This window comes from Staphylococcus sp. 231237_7MaSpsaltlick (assembly GCF_043107035.1).
The window spans coordinates 1-502 of record NZ_JBICNX010000324.1 but is presented as its reverse complement, the minus strand read 5'-3'; the positions used below and the strand labels follow the sequence as shown (position 1 = coordinate 502).

1 protein-coding gene is annotated in these 502 nt (G+C 32.7%); it reads left to right on the top strand.

What is annotated here, in order from left to right; genetic code table 11:
- Window positions 1-502, top strand: a 502-nt coding sequence (locus ACF91D_RS31710) for a substrate-binding domain-containing protein (protein WP_392438692.1), incomplete at both ends; no start/stop codon positions are given.

Sequence of the window (502 nt, the reverse complement as noted above, 5' to 3'; positions counted from 1 at the left end):
TTATCTAACCAAGTAGATGGTTTAATTGTTGGAACACATAATAGAGGCATCCAGCAATACAAAAAAGATAATTTACCTATTGTAGCAATTGATCGTTTTATGAATGAAGACATTCCAATCATTGAATCAGATAACTACACAGGAGGACAAATAGCAACTTCAAGGTTAATAGAAAAAGGCGCTAGAACTATTGTTCACACTACAGGTCCAACAGAACTCGAGACGCCAGCCCATCGTAGAACACAAGCTTATATAGACACAATGAAAAAAAGTAATTTAGAACCTATTATTTATCATTTAGATTTTAATATAAGTTATACAGAAAAAAACAAAATTTTTCATCGTATTTTTAATGAGCAACCTGAGATTGATGGTATTTTTGCGTCCAACGATGTTGATGCAATTATGCTATTGCAAGTAGCGCAATCTTTGGGTAAACGTGTTCCAGAAGATTTTAAAATCATCGGTTACGATGGTACTGAATTAACAAGAAATATATACC